This is a genomic window from Vibrio splendidus 12E03, from assembly GCF_000272105.2.
Taxonomy (GTDB): domain Bacteria; phylum Pseudomonadota; class Gammaproteobacteria; order Enterobacterales; family Vibrionaceae; genus Vibrio; species Vibrio splendidus_I.
On record NZ_AJZD02000011.1, the window covers coordinates 46682 to 64721 of the forward strand.

At 44.5% G+C, this 18040-nt stretch carries 16 protein-coding genes and 1 pseudogene; 8 read left to right on the plus strand and 9 right to left on the minus strand.

All coding sequences use genetic code 11. The annotated features are described in order from the left end of the window. Window positions 1–22: 22 nt before the first annotated feature. The 4 genes from norW to A142_RS01655 form a co-directional block, all read right to left on the minus strand. Entirely contained in the window at window positions 23–1219 is a 1197-nt protein-coding gene (gene norW, locus A142_RS01640; protein WP_019819993.1) for an NADH:flavorubredoxin reductase NorW, read from the minus strand. Between the two features lies 1 nt (window position 1220). Continuing rightward, a complete protein-coding gene (gene norV / locus A142_RS01645; RefSeq protein WP_019819994.1) occupies window positions 1221–2726 on the minus strand; it encodes an anaerobic nitric oxide reductase flavorubredoxin in 1506 nt (501 codons plus the stop codon). Between the two features lie 279 nt (window positions 2727–3005). After that, complete coding sequence (locus tag A142_RS01650) at window positions 3006–3662, minus strand: NAD(P)H-dependent oxidoreductase (protein WP_017061511.1); 657 nt, start codon at window positions 3660–3662, stop codon at window positions 3006–3008. Window positions 3663–3953: 291 nt separating this feature from the next. Next, a complete protein-coding gene (locus A142_RS01655) occupies window positions 3954–4820 on the minus strand; it encodes a hypothetical protein (protein WP_019819995.1) in 867 nt (288 codons plus the stop codon). A 571-nt stretch (window positions 4821–5391) separates the two neighbouring features. On the opposite strand from A142_RS01655, the gene A142_RS01660 reads away from it, so the two are divergent. The 3 genes from A142_RS01660 (at window position 5392) to A142_RS01670 (ending at window position 9203) form a co-directional block, all read left to right on the plus strand. Continuing rightward, window positions 5392–7284 carry a PTS mannitol transporter subunit IICBA gene (locus A142_RS01660; protein ID WP_019819996.1) on the plus strand — a complete coding sequence of 631 codons (1893 nt, stop codon included), beginning with the start codon at window positions 5392–5394 and terminating at the stop codon, window positions 7282–7284. 183 nt (window positions 7285–7467) lie between these two features. Further along, window positions 7468–8616: a mannitol-1-phosphate 5-dehydrogenase gene (locus A142_RS01665; protein ID WP_019819997.1), complete on the plus strand. Its 1149-nt coding sequence runs from the start codon at window positions 7468–7470 to the stop codon at window positions 8614–8616. A gap of 50 nt (window positions 8617–8666) precedes the next feature. Continuing rightward, window positions 8667–9203: an MltR family transcriptional regulator gene (locus tag A142_RS01670; protein WP_017065079.1), complete on the plus strand. Its 537-nt coding sequence runs from the start codon at window positions 8667–8669 to the stop codon at window positions 9201–9203. A 262-nt stretch (window positions 9204–9465) separates the two neighbouring features. Here the strand turns inward: A142_RS01670 and nagB are convergent, their stop codons facing one another. Together nagB and A142_RS01680 are read right to left on the minus strand one after the other, a co-directional pair. Continuing rightward, window positions 9466–10266 (minus strand): glucosamine-6-phosphate deaminase, encoded by an 801-nt coding sequence (gene nagB, locus A142_RS01675; protein ID WP_019819998.1) that lies wholly within the window; start codon window positions 10264–10266, stop codon window positions 9466–9468. A gap of 606 nt (window positions 10267–10872) precedes the next feature. Beyond that, window positions 10873–11226, minus strand: a complete 354-nt coding sequence (locus tag A142_RS01680; RefSeq protein WP_019819999.1) for a DUF413 domain-containing protein — start codon at window positions 11224–11226, stop codon at window positions 10873–10875. Window positions 11227–11380: 154 nt separating this feature from the next. On the opposite strand from A142_RS01680, the gene A142_RS01685 reads away from it, so the two are divergent. Next, complete coding sequence (locus tag A142_RS01685) at window positions 11381–12271, plus strand: LysR family transcriptional regulator (protein ID WP_029405267.1); 891 nt, start codon at window positions 11381–11383, stop codon at window positions 12269–12271. 216 nt (window positions 12272–12487) lie between these two features. Here the strand turns inward: A142_RS01685 and A142_RS01690 are convergent, their stop codons facing one another. Further along, on the minus strand, window positions 12488–12691 hold the full coding sequence (locus A142_RS01690; protein ID WP_017061519.1) for a hypothetical protein: 204 nt from the start codon (window positions 12689–12691) through the stop codon (window positions 12488–12490). Between the two features lie 243 nt (window positions 12692–12934). On the opposite strand from A142_RS01690, the gene A142_RS01695 reads away from it, so the two are divergent. From A142_RS01695 to A142_RS01705, 3 genes are all read left to right on the plus strand, one after another. Further along, window positions 12935–14311, plus strand: a complete 1377-nt coding sequence (locus A142_RS01695) for an AlkA N-terminal domain-containing protein (protein ID WP_019820001.1) — start codon at window positions 12935–12937, stop codon at window positions 14309–14311. A 65-nt stretch (window positions 14312–14376) separates the two neighbouring features. Then, a complete protein-coding gene (locus A142_RS01700; protein ID WP_019820002.1) occupies window positions 14377–14859 on the plus strand; it encodes a methylated-DNA--[protein]-cysteine S-methyltransferase in 483 nt (160 codons plus the stop codon). Window positions 14860–15029: 170 nt separating this feature from the next. Further along, on the plus strand, window positions 15030–15416 hold the full coding sequence (locus tag A142_RS01705; protein ID WP_019820003.1) for a hypothetical protein: 387 nt from the start codon (window positions 15030–15032) through the stop codon (window positions 15414–15416). 14 nt (window positions 15417–15430) lie between these two features. Here the strand turns inward: A142_RS01705 and nhaD are convergent, their stop codons facing one another. Both nhaD and A142_RS25045 read right to left on the minus strand, forming a co-directional pair. Continuing rightward, entirely contained in the window at window positions 15431–16870 is a 1440-nt protein-coding gene (nhaD, locus tag A142_RS01710; protein WP_019820005.1) for a sodium:proton antiporter NhaD, read from the minus strand. Between the two features lie 249 nt (window positions 16871–17119). Beyond that, complete coding sequence (locus A142_RS25045; protein WP_019820007.1) at window positions 17120–17296, minus strand: hypothetical protein; 177 nt, start codon at window positions 17294–17296, stop codon at window positions 17120–17122. Window positions 17297–17822: 526 nt separating this feature from the next. Here A142_RS25045 and A142_RS01715 point away from each other — a divergent pair. Continuing rightward, window positions 17823–18040: pseudogene (locus A142_RS01715) on the plus strand (nucleoside recognition domain-containing protein); the annotation flags it as partial.

Genomic DNA, 18040 nt, shown 5'->3' on the forward strand with positions numbered 1-18040 from the left:
TATTGAGCGTATGTCATTGAGCCTATGCGGGTGAGCTTGCTTGTAGCTCTTTGAGCAGAGGGAACGCCGCTTTGGTGTGTTCTCCCGTGACAATGAATCCAACCAACTGGTTATCTTCATTAAAGCCCTTAGCGACAATGCCTTTAGGATCGAATCGAGTTTCCCAACTCTGAGCGGTTTGAATATCGCGCCCTGCGAGTTGAATCGGGTAACTCGGTGTTTTCACCTTAGTGATGATATGAGGCAAGCTGAGCTTTCCTTCGCCCACTTTGCCCACTTTGCCCACTTTGCCCACTTTGCTTTCTCCGTTACCCATAACCAGCTGCTTAGCCAACACGTTTGCAGACAAAATAGCGGGCTGAAGATAAGCCATCACACGCCCCTCTATTTCGGCACAGTCACCAATCGCATACACATTCTCGACATTGGTTCTCATGATGGTATCGACCACAATCCCTTTGTTTACTTCTATTCCCGCTTGTGTGGCTAACTGTGTGTTTGGTCTTAGCCCTGCTGCTGCAATCACGATATCGGTTCGTATCAATCGAGAAGACGTGGTTTGCAACCTCACGCCATCAGGGAGATACGTTGCGCGACACACTGCAGAATCGGTTTCGACGGTAACCCCTGCTTTTGTTAGTTCCCTTTCCAATTCAAGCGAAACGAAAGGTGGCACTAGGTTATTCAATAGATAACTTGCGGGTTCGATAATCGTGACATCTTTACCCGCAGTTTGAAGGTCGAATGCGAGCTCGACCCCAATTAAGCCTCCACCCATCACAGTGATGCGTTGAGCGCGATCGATCTGAGCTTTGTGTTTATCAAACTCTTCCAAACTATTTAACGTAATGGTTGCGCTGCGTTTAAGCCCTTCCGCTGGTGGTATAAAAGGCGTCGCGCCCGTCGCTAATACCAACTTTGAATAGTGGATAGATTGGCCATCAACATGAACACACTGCTGCTCAGTATCTATCTCGCTCACAAGTGCTTTGGTTTTGATGACCACGTTGTACTGCTCTGCCAATTGTTGAGCGTTATGTACTGCCAGTGTTTCCGGCGTTTGTTCCTGACTGAACGCGTGCGAAAGATTCGGCTTACTGTACTCAACCCCGGCATCGGCGGTGATCATAGTAATCGCGATATCTCGGTCAAGCTTACGTACCATCTTGATGGTTTGTAGGGCAGCGAAACCGCCACCCACAATAACAATGTTCGACATGCTACTTCTCCACAAACACTTCTTTGCCTAAATGGCATTCAGGGCAAAGGAAATCATCAGGTACTTGCGCCCAAGGAGTTCCAGGTTCGACGCCTTGGTAGGGTTCGCCCAATTGTGGGTCGTACACCCATTCACACACTGTGCAACGCCAGCAAGTGCAGTCTGCACTGTGTACTGGCTTATCTTGCGCTTCTTCTGGCTTCAGCTCTGTTGTGTCTTTGAGCTCGGCAGTGGTGTTTACCGGTGCTGGTGTGGCTTCAAGCGGTGTTACATTACGTGATACTTGTTTCGGTGTGCTCACTTCATCTGCTTCTACACGCCAAACCTCGGCCAGTGTCATGCCGTAATCGATACATTGGCGAAGAGCGTCTGTGTCTGGTTTCCAATGGATGTGTTGTGGCGCACTCACCTCGAAGTTGGCTTCACGTAGTCGAGCGTCGATACGTTTTACTGCGCCGCCTGTCCAACCTGAAGAGCCAAATGCCGCGGCTCTTTTACCAGCAAAGCGCAGTCCGTGTATTTCTTCTAGTAGCGCTGCGATTTGCGGCATCATCACATTGTTCATGGTCGATGAACCGACTAGAACCCCTTTTGAACGGAAGATATTGGCAAGGATGTCATTCTTATCGTGCTTAGAGATATTGAAGACTTTGATTGCTGTTTCTGGGCTGCCTTTACGGATACCTTTTGCGATTGCGTCAGCCATCATGCGAGTGTTGTTCGACATGGTGTCGTAGACAATGGTGATACGATCTTCTTTGTAGGCTTTAGACCACTCGTAGTATTGTTCAACAATTTGCGTCGCGTTGTCGCGCCAAATACAGCCATGAGAGGTGGCGATAACATCGATAGGCACACCTAAGCTCAATACTTCTTCTATCTTCGCTTTCACCAAAGGTGCGAAAGGTGTGAGGATGTTCGAGAAGTAACGCAGACATTGATCATGAAGCTCGACTTGGTCTAGCTGATCGTTGAATAGGTTTTCATCACAGTAGTGCTGACCGAACGCATCGTTGCTGAACAGGATTTCGTCACCTGTGAGGTATGTTGCCATTGAGTCTGGCCAGTGCAGCATTTTCATCTCAACAAAGATGAGTTGCTTACCGTTACCGACATCGAGCGTGTCGCCTGTTTTAACGGTTCGGAAGTTCCAGTCTGGCTGGTGGTGATGGCCAACAATCGAGTTAACGCCAGCTTCTGTGCAGTAGACGGGTGTGTTTGGAATTTTGGCTAATAGTGCCGAAAGGGCACCTGAGTGGTCTTCTTCAGCATGCTGACAAATGATGTAGTCGATCTCATTGATGTCGATTTCCATCTCAAGGTTTGCAAGGAATTGTTCAGTAAAGCGATGATCAACGGTATCAACAAGCACCGTTTTCTCTTCACGAATCAGGTACGAGTTATAACTGGTACCTTTGTTCATGTGGTATTCCTTGCCATGGAAGTGCTCAGTTTCCCAATCGTGGACACCAACCCAATGAACATTTGATTTAACGTGAATAGTCATAATGATAATACCTTATTTTAAATATCTAAGGCTCTCACTGCACTAGTTGTGCCATGTTTTCAAGTTGTTGTTTTGGTTGTGTTTGTTTGATTTTTAAGCTCTAATTTGTGTCTTTATGACTTGATGGTTTTTGTAATCATATTGATTTTAATGTGTCCTTATGACTTTCTGGTGGGTAGTGGCTTGGATAAATAACAGATATAAAAAAGACCAGACGAGCGTCTGGCCAAATAAAGCAGTGCGATTTGTTTGTGTCAGCTATTTACAGCGTAGTGTCTGTTATAGCGTAGTAACGACTTCATCAAGAGCTAGGCGCGCTTTTGGTTTGCCGTAGTTGTAGTCTTCGCCGTCTTTGTGGTAGCCGATAGCTAGCGCTACATCAACAACGTGACCTTCTAGTTCGTCAGCAAATTCTTCGCTGATCATAGCTGCGTCTACACCTTCCATAGGCGTTGAAGCGATACCTAGACGAGCTAGTGTATGCAGTGTGTTACCTAGTGCGATGTAAACTTGAGACTTAGTCCAGTTACCGTTGAAACCTGTTTCGTCTGTGTTCATTTCTGCAAATGCGTAAGCACCTAAGAATTGCTCGTACATTTCAGCTGGTAGGTGACCAGAGCTTACTTCTGTATCTGCACGCTTCGCGAATTTCTCTTTTGTGTACTTAGGATCGTGAGCAAACAGGATCGTGTGTGACGCTTCTTTCGCATGTGGTTGGTTAAACTGGAACATGTTTTCGAAAGTATTGTGGAAGCGTTGTTTTGCTGCGTCACTCTCAATGATGATGAATTTCCAAGGCTGAGAGTTGATAGAAGAAGCTGACAAGCGAAGTGCTTCTTTGATTACTTCCATGTCTTCCGCAGAGATGCGTTTTTCTGCATCGTATTTTTTAGCTGTGTAACGAGTGTTTAGATCAGTAATGATTGGATGAGTCATGTTGAATCCTAATATCTATCAATAATAAATGTTGTAGGGTTTTATGTTCAGTCACGTCAACAATAAACGGATAACCAATTTAAACGAATCTCAATAGATTGAACGTCTAAATAGTTATCGAACATGCCCCAATAAATCGAGTATCTGCGGTAGCTCAAGTCGATGGGTGTAAGATAATAGAAGAATGACTCGGGAAAAATAGCGAACATATCAAATCACTATGGTTAATAATGTCCATAATGATTCGATAAATGTGATCTTAATGGAGGTGGGATCTCTAGATTCAGTAGCTTAGTACGCCTTGATACCATATTGGCGCAATAATGGCGGAAGTACGCTGTCTAGGTTGGGGATATCTTCTGGCGTGATTTCGATTAAACCAAAACCATGCTCTTCATAGATTTTTCTCGTCGCTTCACGTTTATCTTCGGCGAGTGGCGCAGAATCGGTTCCCCAGAACTGGATGTATACTTTGCCACTTGGTAGATAAAAATCGCTGATCACTTCTTTTGATATCGGAAGCGGACGCTCGTACGCATGAACCACTCCTGCCATATAAAGCCAGTTATCGATGATCAGCTCTCCCTTTGAACGAACATAATGCCCATCTAAGCTTCGGTGCTTCGCCTCAAATTTCTGACGAAAACTGGAGAATGACACATCGGTCGAGTGGCTTTCAGCATCATGCCCTAGGAATTCAACAACAGACTGCTTCAAACGTTTATTGCGAACCAGTGAGTCGTGCCATACCACGAATAAGTTTTGAGTCGCTTTATCTTCTCTTTGTTCACCACCGGCTTTTAAGCCTGTAGAGGTGACATGCCAACCGTCTTCTTCTTTTGTGATCCAACCAAGTTCATTGAGCAATAAGTTGATCTTCTTTGCGCTGAGTTGAAAGGCACTACCAAGCTGGGTGGCGGTGAGTGTTTTCCCTGAGAATGAGTCCAAATCGATAAGTAGTTTCTCTGGCCAGACAATAAATACACCAAACTTCTTGTGTTCGACATATTCCCCACCAAAGCTTTCTCCCCGTTCTGTGAGAATCCAACGCTCTTGTGAACGCACTATATAGCCCGCTGTTTTTAGATCGCTAAATAAAGCTTTAGCTTCTATGCCTTTTTGTTTAGCGAGTGCGGATGTGGAAATTTTGTCTGACATAGCCTTTTCTCAAATAGCGGCGTGACTCGCTGATGGGTGTTGGAGAGATAGATGATGCGATAGCGTTGGTGAATACCATATCACATCTATCAATGCTAACTGCAGTTCACTGGTCTATGTTTTTAGTCGAGCGTTAGGTCTCGTTTTGTATTTTTAGCAAAATGTAGTTCATCCTGTAATTAAATTACACTTATAGCGATTTTACTCACCTGGGTGCATTCTTTATATACATGGCACGATGTTCTTTTATACGGTTTATATAGATTCCAGATGCTATATTTTATTAAGTGTGATTTTGATCACTGTTTATTTTTAAGTATTACAAAATAAAATGTGATCCTGATCGTGTGTTAATAATATCCATTCTCATTAATTTGGCTTTGTAATTTAAATTCATGGTGTTTTTGTGATCTAAAGTGTACTTGTTAACCCGAAAGTGTTTTTCGTGTGTGATGGTCATCACGAAAGTTGGGCTAAGGTGCATTTTGGAAATGTTGTGATACATTTTAATCGACTTTTGAGTACACACTTTCGGTCATTTGACCAACCAATACACTACGGGGTTCTACCTATGTTATCACCAGAAGCAAAGATTAAGGTTCAAAACTTTGGTCGTTTCTTATCCAATATGGTAATGCCAAACATCGGCGCATTTATTGCGTGGGGTTTCATTACTGCACTATTCATCCCAACGGGTTGGTGGCCTAACGAAACGTTAGCATCAATGGTTGGTCCTATGATTACATACCTACTGCCACTATTGATTGGTTACACCGGTGGTAAAATGGTTGGTGGTGACCGCGGTGCGGTAGTGGGCGCTATCACAACAATGGGTGTTATCGTTGGTACTGACATCCCGATGTTCATGGGTGCAATGATTGTAGGTCCACTAGGTGGTATCGCAATTAAGAAATTCGATGAAGCTGTTCACGGTAAAGTGAAGAGTGGTTTCGAAATGCTAGTGAACAACTTCTCTGCGGGTATCATCGGCATGATCTGTGCGATCATCGCGTTCATCGTGATTGGCCCTGCGGTTAAAGTTCTGTCTTCTGGTTTGGCGGCTGGTGTTAACGTAATGGTAGAAGCGGGTGCACTACCTCTAGCATCTATCTTTGTTGAACCTGCGAAAATTCTATTCCTAAATAACGCAATCAACCACGGTATCTTCTCTCCACTAGGTATCCAGCAATCTGAAGAGATGGGTCGTTCTATCTTCTTCCTAATTGAAGCAAACCCAGGTCCTGGTTTTGGTCTTCTACTTGCTTACATGGTGTTTGGTAAAGGTAGTGCGAAGCAATCTGCTGCTGGTGCATCTATCATCCACTTCCTAGGTGGTATCCACGAAATTTACTTCCCTTACGTTCTAATGAACCCACGTCTAATTCTTGCGGTAATCGCAGGTGGTATGGCGGGTGTATTCACTAACGTGTTGTTCGATTCTGGCCTTATATCTCCAGCATCTCCAGGTTCTATCTTCGCAGTCTTACTGATGACGCCAAAAGGCTCTTACATCGGCGTGATTCTATCGGTTATCGCAGCAACGGCAGTATCGTTTGTTGTAGCGTCAATCCTTCTTAAAACATCAGCGCAAGATGATGAGGAAGATTCACTAGAGAAAGCTTCAGCACAAATGAAAGACATGAAAGCGTCTTCTAAAGGTGCAGCAGCAGAAGCAAACGTAAACCTAGCGGATGTAAAAGCAGTTTATGTAGCGTGTGATGCGGGTATGGGTTCAAGTGCAATGGGTGCAGGTCTGCTACGTAAGAAAGTAGCAACAGCTGGCCTAGACATTGAAGTGACCAACTACGCAATCAACAACCTACCGGCTGATTCGCAAATAGTTATTACGCATAAAGACCTAACAGACCGTGCTCGTAGCACTGTGCCAGGTGCGATGCATATGTCTCTAAGCAACTTCCTAGACGGCGGCGTATACGACCAACTAGTTGCCGAGCTTGTCGATGCTCAAAGTGGTAAAGCGAAAGTAGAAGCTCCGGCTCCAGCAGCAGCTCCAGCACAAGAAGGCAACAAGCTTGCACTCACTGACGACAGCATCTTCCTTGGCCTTAAAGCGACTCAAAAAGAAGACGCAATCAAGTTTGCTGGCGAACAATTAGTAAAACTTGGCAACGTATCACCAGAATATGTAGATGGCATGTTTGCTCGTGAAGAGCTTGTGTCTACTTACCTAGGTGAGTCTATCGCAGTACCACACGGCACAATCGAAGCGAAACAGTACGTACAAAAAACCGGCATCGTTTTCTGTCAGTACCCTGAAGGTATTCAATGGGGCGAAGATGAAGATGATATCGCGAAGATGGTTATCGGTATTGCCGCACAAGGCGATGAGCACAACATGGTGCTGATGGCTATTACCAATTCACTCGACGATGAAGAAGCTGTGAAATGCCTACAGAACACAACAAACCCTGCTGATGTTCTACGTATCCTCAACGGAAACTAAAAAGCTCTAGTCAAGCTCCTGAGTGAAGGAGGCCGGTATCCCCCTACTGGCCTCATTTTCGGTCTTAATCTTTCTAACAAGATTCAGTCTGAATAGCTTACTGCTTAATGCCGAGGGCACATCGTCAAGGCATGTTGTTGAGCAGTTAGCTATCTAGATTCAAATATTTATAAGGTCAAAATTATGAAAGCGTTACATTTTGGTGCAGGTAATATCGGTCGTGGTTTCATTGGTAAGCTTCTTTCTGATGCTGGTATGAAGGTTACGTTTGCTGACGTAAATGAAACGGTTGTAAATGCGTTAATTGAACGCCAAGAATACCCAGTTAAGATTGTTGGCGAAGAGTGTGTTGTCGAAGTTGTTAAGAACGTGACAGCAGTAAACTCAGCGACAAGCGCAGTAGTAGATTGCATTGCTGAGTCTGATCTTGTGACAACAGCGGTAGGACCTACAGTTCTAAAAATCATCTCTAAGTCTATTGCTCAAGGCATTGAAAAGCGTGCAGCAGCAAACAACACGGCACCAATGAACATCATCGCGGCTGAGAACATGGTTCGCGGTACTAGCCAATTAAAAGCAGCAGTTTTAGAGCACCTTTCTGATGAAATGAAGGCGTTCACTGAAGAGCACATTGGTTTTGTTGATTCAGCGGTCGACCGTATTGTTCCACCGGCAGAAGCAGGTGAAACAGACCCTCTAGCGGTAACGGTTGAAACGTTCAGCGAGTGGATCGTAGACCAAACACAATTTAAGGGTGAGATTCCAAACATCCCAGGAATGGAATGCACTGATAACCTAATGGCTTTCGTTGAGCGTAAATTGTTCACGCTAAACACGGGTCACTTGGTAACGGCATACCTTGGTGTACTTGCTGGTCACGAGACAATTAAAGACTCTATCGAAGACGACGTAATCCGTGCTGAAGTAACAGCAACGATGGAAGAAAGTGGCGCTGTTCTCATTAAGCGTTACGGCTTTGGTCCAGAAGCGCACGCGGCATACATCCAAAAGATTCTAGGTCGTTTTGCTAACCCGTTCCTACGTGATGAAGTAGACCGTGTTGGTCGTCAGCCAATTCGTAAACTGAGCCCGCAAGACCGCCTAGTTAAGCCTCTAAACGGTACATTAGAGTACGGCCTACCGAATGCTCACCTAGTAAAAGCAATCGCTGCTGCGTTCCATTACAAGAACGAAGACGACCCACAAGCGGTTGAACTTCAAGCAATGTTCGCAGAAAAAGGCTTTGCTGAGACATTAGCGCATTATTCTGAGCTGAATAGTGACTCAGAAGTTGTTAAACTAGCGGAAGAAGCTTATCTAGCATTGAAATGATAAACCATCAAAGTGCCACACCAGTGGCACTTTCTTATTGTCGAGCCGTTATGCCAATACAAACAAGCCATGAAACTGAATTACTCGAAGCCCTTTCGGAAGCTGAGAGTGCTGGCGCCTGCCTAATGGCGGCTTACGATGCATTGGACGACACGGTAGATGCCGTATTAAAAAACATCTTTAAGAAAGACGACACTGCAATTAAGTTCGTTGTAGAACCACTTCTCAACAGTGGTGGGCCGTTAGGCGAGATCATGATTCGTGCTAAGTTGCTACTCGGGCTTGGCGTGATCAGTAAAGAACTCTACGACGATCTCGAGGTTTTCGTTACCTTGAAAGAGTGGGCGAAAATACAGGGTGAAGACACCAGCTTCACAGAAGTTGATGTGATATTTGAGCTTAACAAGGTGCACGCGATTCAGCGTATTATGCCTATCGAATATGACGCGGAGATGGTGGAAACTATGTCTGGCCCAATGCTTGAAATGTTCTTGGGGCGACATAATCAGAAAGTGAAGTCGACGATCGTATTGGCTATCACTGATATTATCACTACCTTATGCCGAGATAACGCGCTGAGCTCTTAGCTCTAGTTTGTAGCCCTGCTTATCTTGTTACACATCCTACATACCTTGTAGCTGTTGGTTCGTTTCAATACAAAGTTTAAAATGATGGCGGTTTCTCTCGTTGGAGAAATCGCTTTGTTGTTTTTGTGCTTCTAAAAAATATCCGAAACCTCTTCCCATTAAACACAAAAGCAACAGGCACAAAAAAAGCCACATTGAAGTGGCTTTTTCTATTCAAGACGCTCTCTTTATTAAAACGCCCTGCTATTCAAGACTATGAGGATTATAGGTCTTGGATGTTCTCAGCTTCTAGCTCTTGGAAGTAGCGTAGAGTCTTAACTTTTAGCTCTTGTTGAGCTGGTTCATCAGCAACGATGATAGCTTTACGGTGCATCTGTAGAGCTGTAACAGTCCACATGTGGTTTACAGAACCTTCGATAGCCATTTGAAGTGCTTGAGCTTTGTTGTGGCCTAGAGAAAGGATCATCACTTCTTCAGCATCTAGAAGAGTAGCAACACCGATAGTTAGTGCGTATTTAGGAACTTGGTTGATGTCGCCATCGAAGAAACGAGAGTTCGCGATACGAGTGTCTTCAGTCAACGTTTTGATACGAGTGCGTGAAGATAGCGAAGAACCTGGTTCGTTGAATGCGATGTGACCGTCGATGCCTACGCCGCCCATGAACAGGTTGATTTTGCCGTATGAACGGATTTTCTCTTCGTATGCTGCACAGTGAGCATCGATGTCTTCAGCTTTGCCGTCTAGCAGGTTGATGTTTTCTGCTTGGATATCAACGTGGTTAAAGAAGTTCTCGTGCATGAATGTGCGGTAAGATTCTGGGTGGTTTGGTTCGATACCAACGTACTCATCCATGTTGAATGTTACAACGTGCTTGAAGCTTACTTCGCCAGCTTTGTAAAGTTCAATTAGCTCAGCGTAAGTAGTTAGAGGTGTGCTACCAGTAGGAAGACCTAGTACAAATGGACGCTCAGCAGTTGGAGCGAATTTGTTGATCGAATCTGCGATATGACGAGCAGCCCATTTACCTACTTTTGCTTTGTTGCTTAATGGAATAAGTCTCATTGATTTTGCCCCTAGAAATAAAATTTTATAGTGTTCTGAAACATTAATTCGCATTATAAAATAAGCTATCCAGTTCCGCTATTGTTTTAGGTCAAGTTTTTGCTTTTTTCGTCGTAACTGTGACTGGAACTCTCAAAATTGCACAATTATTGTATGGATATTTGGTGGCGTTAAACAAGATTAATACGTTTGTCATATACAGAAATATCGATCTAATTCAGCACCTGAAAGGGTTGGTGTGTTTCTATGTTTTGATATGCTTTTGTCCTAATGGCGTCGCTCGAGCCATTGACGAATTTTGGTGTATTAACGTGTTTCGGCGTATAGACAAGCGTTGAAGGTAAAGTTGAAGCTAGAAAAATAATGATGGCAATGGAGCGCTATCGTGATAAAAGACAGGGGCAGGATGAACAACGATGAACCTCAGTGGGATGAATACCCATAAGATTGAACGAGAGCTGTATTTTATTCACGCTATCGCTATGAATTGTATATAAATATTGGTAAAAATGGACAGGTTGGCTAAACTTACCAATTACAAAGAAGATGTGTGTTTGAAGGCAAAAAAAAGCCCAAAGTGATGAGGTATCACCTTGAGCGATTTTACTAATCTTCTAACACTAACTCACTTTCGTATTCTTCCCTAGGCACTTCGCCGCGTTTGCAGCCGTTTAGGGTATGAAAGCGACGGCGTCCACGAGCTAGTTGAATGTACTTCAACCAAACACGCTCTAACTTGGACTTTGCCTTATGAGGGTGAGACAACACTTTAATGAAGTGTTTTTCTTCTGCATTGATTGGTGCTAGTTCACCAGTTTCAAGTGCAAGCATAGTGTCACCAAACAAGGTTAGGATTTCCTCTTCTGAAAGAGTAAAATCACCCGACTTAGCGAACCCTCTCGGGAATTTAATGGTGTCATAAAAACGTTTTTTTCCGTGTCGGAATTCGGTCTCAGACATATCAGCCTCAGTAATGTGGTTAGATAGAAATTAGTGTTTATTGCTCACGCGAAAATATTGTTAAAAGGCTAAAATAGGAAACAAAACGTTTTTGCCTTTACGATAAACAATCCTAGATCGGCTAGTTAGCAGATTTATTACAGAGATGTATTTGATGGATGTGAAAGTATTTAGAACCTTTCTTGAGGTTGCAAGGGTGCGCCATTTTGGGCGTGCAGCTGAAAACTTGTATTTAACACAAGCGGCGGTGAGTGCGCGGATCAAACAGCTTGAAGGCTATTTTGATACTCAGCTCTTCATTCGTGACCGCAATAACATCAAACTCACATCTTCCGGTGAACGTTTGATTGGTTATGCCGAAGTGATGGTGTCCACTCTACAACAAGCCAAATTTGAGCTGTCGTTAGAGAGTGGTAAAGCCTTGCAGTTAACGCTGGGCGGCACGCCGAATATTTGGGATGCGTATCTGCAAAACTGTTTAAGTGTGGTAACCGACTCTTTTGGTGGTTACGGCTTTATGGCTGAGGTGATGGGGCGCGAGCAACTGAACCGTAATTTGTTAGAACGAACCTTAGATATGGCTTTCGCGTTCGATCAGATCAAAGCAGAAGAGCTGAACTGTAAAAAAGTCGCTGACTTGGTTTTGGTGTTGGTATCAACGCAGCAAGATGATCTGGAATCTGTATTCCAACACAAGTATGTGTATGTGGATTGGGGAACACGTTTTGGTTCTGAACACGCAGAACGTCACCCTAAAGTGCCAGCACCTTATCTACGCACCTCTACAGCGCGTATTGCCCTCGATTTCATTTTAGAGAAAGGCGGCAGTGCGTATCTTCCGGTGTCTCTAGTCGAACCTTTTATCGATTCGGGTCAGCTGCATAAGGTGAAAGGGGTTGAAGACTGGTATCGCCCAATTTATCTGAGCTACCGTAAAAGCAGTACTTCGGTTGATGCGATCATGCAGGTTGAGAAGTTGGTTAATGAGATTGACCCATCGACTGCTTACACATTGCAGCAAGCCGCTGAACAAGCGCCTGAGTAACGGCATTCGCGGTAAGCAATGGCTTTGTTGATTAGATTCAATAAAAAATGGCTCCCAACTAGTTATATAGTCGGGAGCCACTTTTGTTTTTAAACCAGAAATGTACTTCTTTTCGGAACTAGAGATCGTTTCCAATTCCATCAATATCGTTTAAGCCTGGCATGTGTAGCCTTTTTTAAAAGCCCTATCACTTCAAAGCACTATTCTTCGAAAATTCTAGAGATTCATTAGATTCTCAATAGACTCTTCAAGAGAGTGAGACATGTACGAATGGATTTGATTGCCATCCGTTGCGTCAATCTCAATCATAGAAATCCCGTTGTCCGCTTTGTCTTCAAGAAAGCTTAGAGACTGCTCGACTGATTGACTGGTGAGAACCTGTTGGTTTGATAAAACAATACGACACGTGTGAAGAACCATAGCCTTTTCCTTTTTATATTTATATTCGATCGGTCTCTGCATCTTGGGCGTGCTAAGTACCGATCGTTGACGTTGTGAGAAGTTTGCCTCCTCTAGATTAAATTTAGTCGAATTGAATAAAATTAAAACCCTTTTTTGTGATTTATCTGACCTTCGCTTCCGAAAGTGGCTAGCGACAATGGTGGTTCACGGTAAACTTTTAGGTATCGGATCAAACGCTATGGTTAATGGGAAGAGTACGGCATGTCGAAAAAGATCAATCACAACAGCACCTTAACCAGTGAGCAGTGCCATTTGGCTCGATATGCGCGAGATGCTCGCTTTGATGGGATGTTTTTTACAGCGGTGAAAACGACAGGAATTTTTTGTCGCCCGATTTGCCCAGCAAGTCCGCCCAAAGAAGAAAACGTTGAGTATTTTTCTCATCAAGCTCAGGCACTAAAGGCAGGCTATCGTCCTTGTTTGCGTTGTCGACCAGACAGCGCGCCTTTCTCTCCAGCATGGAAGGGCGTCGAAACCACTTTCTTGCGCGCTTTACAGTTGATTGATAACGGCGCACTGAATACGGGCTCAATTGTTGACCTTGCGACCCGTTTAGGCATTTCCGACCGTTACTTACGAACCTTATTCGACAATTACATCGGGGTGTCACCTAAGCAATATAGCCTGTATAGCCAGTTGATGTTTGCTAAGCAGTTGCTGCACACCAGTAACATGAGCATTACTGATGTTGGCTTTGCGAGTGGCTTTAATAGCACGCGCCGCTTTAATGATGCCTTTCTAAAAGAGCTGAAGCTTTCACCAAGCCAAATTAGGCGAGCGAAGCCAAGTGACACCCTGAGTAATCATATTCAGCTTGTTTTTCATGGGCCCTTAGATTGGAACCACTTGTTGGGGTTTTATCGACGACGAATGATTGAGGGTTTAGAAGACGTTGGCGAAGATTATTATAAGCGCACGGTAAATGTGAACGGGTCAAAGGGTTGGTTCAAGGCGACTTTAGCTAAAGATAACCGCTTGGATATTGAATTTGAGTTGGACGATATAAGCCAATTAAGAAGCTTGATTGCGAATATCCGCCGTATGTACGATCTTGATGTGGACATCGCCAAGGTAGAGGCGTTCTTTACGACTATCGATCCTAACTTGGTGGCTAAGAGTGGCATCCGTATTCCTGGCGTGTGGAGTGCTTGGGAGGCAGGCGTGAGAGCGATCCTAGGGCAGCAAGTTTCGGTAACCGCGGCGATTGGTCAGCTTAACTTATTGGTGAAAGAGCTTTCTGATGAGCATGAGAAAGCCAGCTTCCCAACCCCGAAACAGATAGCAGAGGCTGATGTTAGCTTCTTGAGAATGCCGGGAAGTCGCAAAGAGACCCTAAAGCGTTTTGCCGAATACATGGTCGACAATGAAGCTGAGCACCCTTCCAAATGGATTGAGCTAAAAGGGATTGGACCTTGGACGATTCAATACGCACTGCTTCGCGGGTTAAGCGAACCTAATCATTTGTTGGTTGGTGACTTGGTGGTGAAGAAGTTTATTGAGCATCGCCCCGCCATCAATACAGAGAGTGTTTCGCCTTGGGGTAGTTACGCCACGTTCCATTGTTGGAACCAGTCTTAATAGAAAGAACAATCTATAAACACCAGTAATCCACAAACATCTGTAGTAGCAGGCTAGGAGATATTATGGCTAACCGATTTACTTATTATGAGAGCCCATTGGGAACTGTGACGTTACAGGCGAACGATGAAGGTTTGCTCGGCCTTTGGTTTGAAACATATACCACTAAGCCGGAACAGTTGGGTGTTCAAGATGATAGCTTTCCGATCTTTGCATTGGCTATCGAGCAGCTTAATCGTTATTTCTCAGGCGAAGCTATCCAGTTTTCTGTGCCGATAGCAGCCAAGGGTACACCATTTCAGCAGTCTGTTTGGCAGGCGCTGACGACCATTCCTTATGGAGAGACTTGGAGCTATGCACAACTGGCTGATGCGATAGGCAACCCGAAAGCCGTTCGTGCTGTGGGTTTGGCGAATGGCAAAAATCCGGTTTCAGTGATTGTGCCGTGTCACCGTGTGATTGGTAAAAATGGCAAGCTGACGGGTTATGCGGGTGGCGTAGAACGCAAACAGCGCTTATTGGTGATAGAAGGAAGAGAGCAAGACTAGCAAGCGATTTGGCAATGAGCCTGTCGAGATGCTGGACGAGGATCACGTACTACTTATGATGAAGGCGAGTGGTTCTTAAAAAGTGACTTTGCATTAAAATCAACGCTTTCTGGAAAATATTGATTTGGTTGCATATTCTTTGACTATGTTCTCTAGGCAAGGATGCCCAAATGAATAGATTCCCGTTACTTATATCTGGCTGCAGCTCTGCATTATTGCTGACAGGTTGTTTAACTGATACCAGCCGACCTTTCGAGGTTCCACAGCTTGCTCTGTTCAAAGGTATGTATGAGAACGCAGATAATGACAGTTATCTACTTTTTGAATCCGGGCAAGTGACTTATCAAACAACGGATAATTCCGTGACTCGAACCTATCGTGTTGATGATGACTTGATCACCATTGAGTTCAATTCTGGAAGCAGCCGAACTGACTCTAGATTGGTGATGCGAATTCAACATCAGGGCGAGATGTTAACTTGCAACCAATGCCCAGCGATACAATTGAGTAACGTCTGGACACGTGTTGATAAGCCTTTGAAAGTTGAATTGAATTAAAAAAGACCTCCGAATTAGAAAAGATCGCCATTAAGCCATAGGTGAGCAGCGATGCTGACGGCATAGCCAATCATGATCACTGGCATCCATTTCAAGTGGCCAAAGAAGGTGTATTTGCCATGCGCCGCGCCCATTAACGCCACACCTGCCGCGCTACCAATAGATAACAAGCTGCCGCCAACGCCTGCGGTTAAGGTGATCAGTAGCCAGTTACCCATCGACATTTGAGGCTCCATCGATAACACCGCAAACATCACCGGAATATTATCGACAATCGCAGATAAGATCCCCACCATGATGTTGGCCCAAATTGGATCCCACTGGCTATACATCACGCCAGAGGCAAGCTCCAAGTACCCAAGCAGGCTCAAGCCACCGACACACATCACCACGCCGTAGAAGAACAGCAAAGTGTCCCATTCGGCATGCGAGACTCTTCGAAATACATCGAATGGCACAACAGAACCGAGTCGTTTCAGGGCGCCTTCATCGTTATTGGCGATCGCCACCGCTTTTTTCTTCGCGAGTGAGTTGGGTAAAGTCTTACGTAAGTAATAACCAAAGAACTGCAGGTAGGCGAGTCCCATCATCATCCCCATCACAGGAGGGAAGTGGAGTACGGCATGGAAAGCAACCGCGGTCGCTATTGTCATGATGAACAAGAATACGATGCGTCTTGCCCCGCGTTTTAATTCAACGTGCTGATGCACCGTGTCGGGTTGGGTTGTGGGAACAAAGTAAGACATGATCAGGGCAGGGACGAGGTAATTCATCACTGAAGGAACAAACAAGGGAATGAATTCACTGAAGCTTACATAGCCAGCCTGCCACACCATCAACGTTGTGATGTCACCGAATGGGCTGAATGCGCCGCCAGCGTTAGCGGATATCACTATGTTTACACACGCTAGGTTAACGAATTTAGGGTTAGATCCTGCGACTTTTAGAACCACGGCGCACATCAATAGAGCGGTGGTGAGGTTGTCGGCAATCGGTGAGATAAAGAAGGCCAGAATACCGGTTAACCAGAACAGAGAGCGGAAATTAAAGCCTTTGCCCACCATCCACGCTTGCAGCGCATCAAACAGTCTTCTCTCTTCCATGGCGCTGATGTAGGTCATGGCGACGAGTAGGAAAAGTAACAGCTCGGCGTATTCCAGTAAGTTGTGTTCGAGTGCTTGCTTAGCCACTTCAACAAGGTTGTGTTCTTGGTAGGTAAAACCAATGATTATCCAGATCAGGCCTGCCGCAAGTAACACAGGCTTAGATTTTCGGAGCTTTAGGTACTCTTCCATCATCACTACGATGTAGGCGATAACGAAAATGGTCAGGGATAGGTAACCAGCGAATGAGTTGGTGAGCTTGAGTGGTTCTCCCAACTGAGAAGTGGCAGCACCTGCTACCGTAGAAAAGAGTAACAAAGAGAGAACAGCAGAAAGCTGGATACCTAACATGGATTACGCTCCGAAGTTAATAAGTCATTAACACGGGTAAAAGCGTAGACCTAAATAACCATGTGGGGTGTGATAGATATCTTAATAATTCAACAGATTATGGTGGAAAAGGTAGATTAGTTTGGAAACCGTAGACCGGGTCGAAAAGCACAGAACGGAGTGAAAATTGTCGATCAGAGGAAAATAGAGGTTAGGTGAAAAAGCCCTACCGAACTCGGTGCCGATAGAGCTTATTCGACATTGCCAATATTATGCAGCATCGAGCTCAAACGTCATTGTTTGCTCTGCGGCACATACTTCAACAGGCCAGCCATAGGATTGGTATTCCAACGCAAGTTTGTCCGCTACTACGCGAGATACTGTTGCAGTGATCCACATGCCTTTGCCCATTACTTGATATTTAAGCGTTCTCATTTCCATAGTCATCACCGTTCTCCTTCTATATTGGCTGCGCGAAGTCTATAGCACCTCTGAGGGCTGAAATTTCGAATTAAGCTCAAATTCTTTATAAAATGGCTCACTGTTTGCGCTTGGCTCAAAACTCAATCAACTAAGGGAAAACGGTTGCGTTCTGGAAGCAAAATCACTCTTTAAGTCTCTGTATTATAATCGAATTAAAATTGACCAGAAAAACAATGTAAGAGATCTCTTACAACATTATCAGAGATCGCACTAGGTAAAAACTTCTCACTAGAAGCCAGACTTGTGTGGTGATTGTGTGCGTTTTTGGTTGCGCTGTTGAAGCAAGGTTTGTTTAGTTTTGTATGTGAAATATTCTAATTTATTTAGCGTATGGTCCTGCTTTTAAATCCAAATCACAGTTTTATATGTTGCTGTGCTTCTTTTATTCAAACCGATACGCTATTTGATTTTGGTCATTAACCTTTCGCTCATTAGTTTGCACTATCTATACGTGTTCTGTTCCACATAAACGAGATGTATAGAGATCCTTATGACTAATCCAACCAAAACCGATCGTAAAGTCACGATCGGCAGCTATATCGCACTCGCGTTCGCGATTGTGTTCTTTTCAGGCTTAATGCAGTCCAATGAATGGTATGGCGTATTCGATTTTACGACGCTTAACGGCTCATTTGGTAAAGTTGCCTACGATGTGAGTGAATCGGCTGATGGTATCCAAGCGGCAACCACCTCTTTACGTGGTAAAGG

Bases quoted from the DNA above. Each gene is read 5' to 3' on its own strand.
- norW (WP_019819993.1), bottom strand. From the start codon at position 1,219: ATGTCGAACATTGTTATTGTGGGTGGCGGTTTCGCTGCCCTACAAACC.
- norV (WP_019819994.1), bottom strand. From the start codon at position 2,726: ATGACTATTCACGTTAAATCAAATGTTCATTGGGTTGGTGTCCACGAT.
- A142_RS01650 (WP_017061511.1), bottom strand. From the start codon at position 3,662: ATGACTCATCCAATCATTACTGATCTAAACACTCGTTACACAGCTAAA.
- A142_RS01655 (WP_019819995.1), bottom strand. From the start codon at position 4,820: ATGTCAGACAAAATTTCCACATCCGCACTCGCTAAACAAAAAGGCATA.
- A142_RS01660 (WP_019819996.1), top strand. From the start codon at position 5,392: ATGTTATCACCAGAAGCAAAGATTAAGGTTCAAAACTTTGGTCGTTTC.
- A142_RS01665 (WP_019819997.1), top strand. From the start codon at position 7,468: ATGAAAGCGTTACATTTTGGTGCAGGTAATATCGGTCGTGGTTTCATT.
- A142_RS01670 (WP_017065079.1), top strand. From the start codon at position 8,667: ATGCCAATACAAACAAGCCATGAAACTGAATTACTCGAAGCCCTTTCG.
- nagB (WP_019819998.1), bottom strand. From the start codon at position 10,266: ATGAGACTTATTCCATTAAGCAACAAAGCAAAAGTAGGTAAATGGGCT.
- A142_RS01680 (WP_019819999.1), bottom strand. From the start codon at position 11,226: ATGTCTGAGACCGAATTCCGACACGGAAAAAAACGTTTTTATGACACC.
- A142_RS01685 (WP_029405267.1), top strand. From the start codon at position 11,381: ATGGATGTGAAAGTATTTAGAACCTTTCTTGAGGTTGCAAGGGTGCGC.
- A142_RS01690 (WP_017061519.1), bottom strand. From the start codon at position 12,691: ATGGTTCTTCACACGTGTCGTATTGTTTTATCAAACCAACAGGTTCTC.
- A142_RS01695 (WP_019820001.1), top strand. From the start codon at position 12,935: ATGTCGAAAAAGATCAATCACAACAGCACCTTAACCAGTGAGCAGTGC.
- A142_RS01700 (WP_019820002.1), top strand. From the start codon at position 14,377: ATGGCTAACCGATTTACTTATTATGAGAGCCCATTGGGAACTGTGACG.
- A142_RS01705 (WP_019820003.1), top strand. From the start codon at position 15,030: ATGAATAGATTCCCGTTACTTATATCTGGCTGCAGCTCTGCATTATTG.
- nhaD (WP_019820005.1), bottom strand. From the start codon at position 16,870: ATGTTAGGTATCCAGCTTTCTGCTGTTCTCTCTTTGTTACTCTTTTCT.
- A142_RS25045 (WP_019820007.1), bottom strand. From the start codon at position 17,296: ATGACTATGGAAATGAGAACGCTTAAATATCAAGTAATGGGCAAAGGC.